Source organism: Crocosphaera sp. Alani8 (genome assembly GCF_038442745.1).
Classification (GTDB): Bacteria; Cyanobacteriota; Cyanobacteriia; order Cyanobacteriales; family Microcystaceae; genus Crocosphaera.
This window is the reverse complement of record NZ_JARVCN010000282.1, coordinates 1-4,125: the sequence shown is the minus strand read 5'-3', so window position 1 is coordinate 4,125 and position 4,125 is coordinate 1. Positions and strand designations below refer to the sequence as shown.

Sequence of the window (4,125 nt, the reverse complement as noted above, 5' to 3'; positions counted from 1 at the left end):
GTGTAGACAAAATATATGCCAGGTAGTTTAGGTAATTTAACTCGTTCAGTAATATATAAACTAGGAATAGAACTTAAAAGCATACCAAGAATAACATCAGTTTTATTCTGCCTAGTCTGCTTAACTTGATCATCAATACTGTTAACTAGGTCTGGAGGGCATCGGATTGTAATAGCTGCTGTACGGGGTGTTTGAGACATAATATAAGTGTCTAATAGTATAGCTTATATTGTATTATAGTTTGTCATATAAAATTATTGCATACATACAATACAATAACTAACTACAATTACATTTATCTTGTCATACACATTAAATATAAACAGTGCATACATAATTAAATAACAGTGTATTATAATTTATCATACTTATTGCATAGATGCAAAAATTAGTTAAGCTTACTATGTGTGCATTAAAAAGAAAATTAGGGAATATATAATACTATATAGATTACACTACATATAATATTATTATACAGTGCCATACAAATTGTTAAACACTTATAATAGAAGGTAAGTTAGGGGGATACCCCCTAAAACCCCCATTGGGCAGATGGGAAAGGAATTATTATTAGTATTATTACGATGTTATTTAGTTAAGTAAACACTGTGATACAATATATATTACAATTGAATTAGTAATATGATATGAAAATAAAAAAATACTTACCTCTGATTCGAGCTTTAGAGCTTTCCTCTCGCAGACATTTCTCTTGCTGTGTCCTTGACCGACAAACTAAAATCGGGAAGAGGTTGTGAAGGGGATGGTCTTAGCTTTAATCTTTGCTACCCCATCATCTCGCCCCTTCGCATCCTCTGACCAAATCTAGGATGTTTGTCGAGTCAAGGAAGATACATGACAGCTAAGGGGGTATGGGGGATTCTCCCCCATACAAATAATATGAGCGATCAGCGAGACGATCTTAATTTTTCTTAACTTTTTATTTTTTTAAAACTGTTAGAATAATTATTAATTAAAATTATAGTTATAATTTTTAAATATTATGAAAAGCCAACCACTAATTTATATTCATATTGGTACTTTTAAAACTGGAACAACTTCTATACAAACTTTCTTATCTGAAAATAGAAATATACTTTTAAACAAGAATATTTTATATCCTTTATCTAGTCGAACTAAAAAATATCCTGATGCTCATCATAATTTAGCTTCAGAATTGATCAAAGAAAAAAGAAGTTATTTACCTAATGAGATGTATGAAATTAATGCTGGAAAATGGAAAGATGTAGTCAAAGAAATTGAAGAATTTAAGGGAACAAAAGTTATTATTTCTTCTGAACATTTTAATCGTTTAACTTTTGAAGAAATTAGAATGATTAGAAAATATCTAGCTAATTATGTGATAAAGATTATAGTCTTTTTAAGAAAGCAAGATGAATATTTTCAATCATACTACTGCCAAGATGTAAAAATTGGTCATTATTGGGGGGATATAAAAAAATATATAGCCAGATATAAAAATGAAGGCGACTACTACAAAAAACTTGAACCCTGGAAACAAATTTTTGGTCAAGAGAATATAATTGTTAGAGTTTTTAATAAAGACTTTCAAAAAGAGTTAATTGACCAATTTTTAGCAATTATTAATTTTAAAATGGGTAAACTTAAAGATAAAAAAAGGAAAACAAAAAATATAACGCCTTCTTTTAAAGTCATTAAAGTTATTAATTTTTTAAATGTTATAGCTAGAGGTAAATTAAAATTATCAAAAAAGAATTGTAGAGTTTTATACTTAAACTCTTTGCTAAATTCAGAAAATAAAATAAGAAAAGTTATTGAAAGGGTTCCTAATTCTTTACTAGAAAATCAACTACTCTCAGAAAATGAAAAAAAAGAATTACTTCAAGAATTTCAACAGTCTAATTATCAAGTTGCTCAAGAATATTTACAACAAGTGAATAGCCTTTTCTAAAATACTATGGCATAAAAATCGTACTTTGTTTTTTCGGAACTATCAAAAATAAATATTTTACTCAAGGTGAAATATCCTCTGATTGACTCTTTAAAGGTATCATAGAGACATGAAAGAGATAAAAATGATATATCCATCACGAAGAGGGGTAACGCAGCTTTAAGACCTCCTAAACGTGGGCTTTTGAATTTGATAGTTACGATCACGAATATAAGAATGATAACCTAGAGGGGTTAATCGATGACTAAGTAAAGGTTTTGACAGATTTATTAGGAAACTCGTTGGCTTATAAGCAAAACTTATGAGTCAATTTTCTCATTTTCCTTTTTTGACGAACATTTCGTTAAGGACATATTTACGGCGATTTGGGGGGCCAATTCTTTTCATAACTTCTAATTCCTCTAACTCATTCAGAGAAGCCCTGACAGTATTTTCTCCAAGTCCAGTTTTCTCCATAAGTTCAGCCTTAGTTATCTCAACAATTGTGTTCTCATAGCCAACCTCATTCGCCAAAGCTGCAAAGACTTTAAAAGCCGAGGGACTGATCTTAGGCAAAAGTCTATCCAGGGACTCACTATAAATTTTCATAAAATCTTTCTCCTTACGTCTTCGCCTATAAACGGATAATCCAGCTTCCTCAATCACTTTTATGGCATCAAATAACCTCTTAGAGTTTTTCTGTTTACGGTTACTTCCATCAGTCATTAGTATTACCCACTATTAACAACAAAATCATTAACGATAAAAATTGTACCCTATTAGCGATACTTTTTATTGGCAATGAAAAGTATGCTCTGTTAACAATGGTTTTTATTGGTAACAAAAATCGCTAGAACGTTTATATAATCATTCTTTTGGCGATTTTGGGTTAAAGCTATGTCTACCTCTTACTAACGAAGGCGGAAAACCGCTCCCCGTAAGGGTTCCAGCGTTTCAAAGTGGTACTTTTAACCTTTGAACACGCTGGCTGAAAAGTGCTTGGAGCCGTCGTTCGGGGAGGTTTGGAGGGACTGGTTGCTGACCCTCCAAATTGGGGTCTGGGGTGTCCCCAGATATCGGACAAAGAATGCGATACTAAAAGGGCTTAAAGATTAGACAGGGATTGGATTTGAGACAAGTTGCTGTGCTGACAGGAACCGTTAAAAACTTAGACATTTGGAAATCGAAGAAGGATTTAACCTTCGGAAAGCTAGACCTAGAGCTTAATGAAGGGATTCAGATCAGAGGTTTAATCTTTCCTGATGACTGGAAAAAATTAAAACCTCATTTGGAGAATGAGATGGAGATTACGGCGGTAGGAAAAATCGATCTAGTGAATGATTACGTGATCATAATTTCCAGCATCACTTTATTCCCAGTTTATCGAGTTAGTCAGGGGGAAGAATCGTTAGATGAATTTCTGAGATTGATCAAACAGCAACAGGCAAAAGAGTACAAACCAGGATGGTTAATTTATAGATTAAAAGAATTGAATCCGCCACTAGCGATCTGGAAGTTATGCGCTCAATATCTTGGGAAAAAAGAGGGATGGGGTTTCTATCAATGGCGTGAGCTTAATCCTAAAAAAGAAAAGTCAAATAGTTTTAATGACTAGGATTAACTTATATAATAGTAAGCACTTTGCAAACGTAGTTTGCAAAGTGCGCTTTCCTTCGAAAAGTGATTAAACCCAACTAGAGTATACGATGAGAAATGAAGGGATTTTGATTTCTATTATAGAGTAGAATGAGGAACAATTGGGCTAAACACTTAGTAGATGGCCAGTTTTGATTCAAAACAAATGTTCTACAGAGGAAGAGAATTGAAGAAAAAAAAGACATTTTTGGATCTGACAGTGAGTAAATGGCCAATTTTGATCCAAATTTTTAGTTAGTAAAAATTAAGGAAATTATAAGGTTTTTATTAAGAAATATTTAGGAGATTTAAAAACATTTTTTCTAATAAGAATAAATGAGAAGAGAGATCGTCTCGCTAATCGTTCGGTTCTTTGTTCTGGATCGAAATCGCTGATCGCTCATATTTATTTAGATGGGGGCATACTGCCCCCAAACCCCCTGTGTGCTGTTTTCAATAAATATTTGCTGATTCCGCTCCGCTCCATTCACAAATATTCATCTCAAACAGCTTTTAAAATTGAATCTTGGTAGATCAGTTACTCAGATTTAAATTTAGGGGATGGGTTATTTTCTCCA

At 32.5% G+C, this 4,125-nt stretch carries 3 protein-coding genes and 1 pseudogene; 2 read left to right on the top strand and 2 right to left on the bottom strand.

The genetic code is table 11. The annotated features are described in order from the left end of the window. A pseudogene (locus P9B04_RS15635) lies at positions 1-200 on the bottom strand (GIY-YIG nuclease family protein); the annotation flags it as partial. Positions 201-1,003: 803 nt separating this feature from the next. On the opposite strand from P9B04_RS15635, the gene P9B04_RS15630 reads away from it, so the two are divergent. Continuing rightward, positions 1,004-1,933 (top strand): hypothetical protein, encoded by a 930-nt coding sequence (locus P9B04_RS15630; RefSeq protein WP_342055915.1) that lies wholly within the window; start codon positions 1,004-1,006, stop codon positions 1,931-1,933. 315 nt (positions 1,934-2,248) lie between these two features. On the opposite strand, the gene P9B04_RS15625 is transcribed toward P9B04_RS15630, so the two are convergent. Then, on the bottom strand, positions 2,249-2,638 hold the full coding sequence (locus P9B04_RS15625; protein WP_342055914.1) for a replication/maintenance protein RepL: 390 nt from the start codon (positions 2,636-2,638) through the stop codon (positions 2,249-2,251). Between the two features lie 403 nt (positions 2,639-3,041). Here P9B04_RS15625 and P9B04_RS15620 point away from each other — a divergent pair, with 403 nt between their 5' ends. Continuing rightward, complete coding sequence (locus tag P9B04_RS15620) at positions 3,042-3,527, top strand: DNA-binding protein (protein ID WP_342055913.1); 486 nt, start codon at positions 3,042-3,044, stop codon at positions 3,525-3,527. Positions 3,528-4,125: the final 598 nt, after the last annotated feature.